The organism is Brevibacillus daliensis (assembly GCF_021245735.1).
GTDB classification, from domain to species: Bacteria; Bacillota; Bacilli; order Brevibacillales; family Brevibacillaceae; genus Brevibacillus_B; species Brevibacillus_B daliensis.
Genome location: NZ_JAJISB010000072.1, coordinates 1 through 1423 on the forward strand (window position 1 = coordinate 1; position 1423 = coordinate 1423).

The 1423-nt window shown below is 47.3% G+C and carries 1 protein-coding gene; it reads right to left on the reverse strand.

What is annotated here, in order from left to right:
* Positions 1-39: 39 nt before the first annotated feature.
* Complete coding sequence (locus tag LM917_RS24260) at positions 40-1305, reverse strand: IS110 family RNA-guided transposase (RefSeq protein ID WP_232700271.1); 1266 nt, start codon at positions 1303-1305, stop codon at positions 40-42.
* Between the last annotated feature and the right edge of the window lie 118 nt (positions 1306-1423).

The window sequence follows — 1423 nt, forward strand, 5'->3', positions numbered from 1 at the left end:
CATCCTGCGAATACATGAACTGGTGAGGATAGACTAGACTTAAGCAGCTTGCAGGAAGACTTTGGTCGAATCGTAAGCATCGTTGCTCTTAGCCAGGCCAACAAGAATACGGGCGACTTTACCGCACAATTTCATAATCGATTTCATCCTCTTTAATTTCTTTACTTCAACATTGTGGTGGTGCAAAGCTCTAACGTCCGGATTGGTCATCACCATGCACATCGTCATGAGGTAGAGGAAGTGCCGTAGACGTGGACGACCGCGTTTGCTGAGCACCATTTTCCCACGCCACTTCCCTGAACTTGCCTCAGCCAGATTCAGACCAGCATGTCGGAGTAAAGCATTTCCGTGTGTATAGCCGCTTAGATCACCAGCCTCGCCTAGCAAACCGGCTAAGCTCGTTGCATTAACACCTCGGATTTCAAGCAGCTTTTGCGCATAGGGAATACGACCTAAGATGAGATGGAGTTCATGCTCAATCTGTTCCAGCTGGCGCTGTGCCAAGTCATATTCCTCTAGTAGTTGACCCAAGTGAAGCTTGTAGGCGCGGAGTGCCGTAGTAGTACCAACACTGCATTTTGCCAATGAAATGAGCTGCTCCGCCCGTTTAACTCCGGCATGACGCTTCACATATTGCTTCCAGCCAGCCAAGATCTGTTCAGTGGTTAACCGACTAATTTCCTTTGGTAAGGGGAAAAGCCTGAGCGTAGCGATGGCACTGGTGCAGGTAAGGATCTTAAAGACCTGCCTTAGCTCAGGGAACACTATATCTACCCAGCGATGAATCTGGTTAACAGCACTGTTGAGTCGTTTGGTAACGGTTTCCCGGTTAGCCATAAGAATTCGTAGTTCCTCGTAGGATTCTGGATTAAAACGCACAGGGGAGTAATACCCGTTTTTGACCATATCTGCAATGACAAGCGCGTCCTTACGGTCGCTTTTGGATGGGGTATTGTCGCGGTTCTCTTTGTTCTTTTTGACGAGATGGGGATTGACGAGAACGGCTTCAATACCTTGAGAAGAGAGCCAGCGTGCCAGACTCAGCCAGTAATGGCCGGTGGGTTCCATGCCCACAATGACTTTGTTAAGCTTGTAGGTTTTAAACAGATCCCTAATCCAGCGGCCAAATAGTTGAAAACCTTCACGGTGGCTGCCAAATTCTAGCGGTTTACCTAATGCAATTCCCCGGTAGCTAACTGCACGAGCAACATGAGCTTCCTGAGCAATATCTACACCAATTACTAGATGGGATGAGGAAATGTTTTCAATGAGTTGATTTTGTTTTTCCTGTGCTTTAAACTTCATAGAAGAGCGACCTCCTAGATGGGCTTTTTGAGGCTATGACCTCGTGTACAACCCCATCGTACCGAGGCGCTCGTTTTTGTTCAAACTCTAAATTATTCGTTTTACAGGAATTCTAACG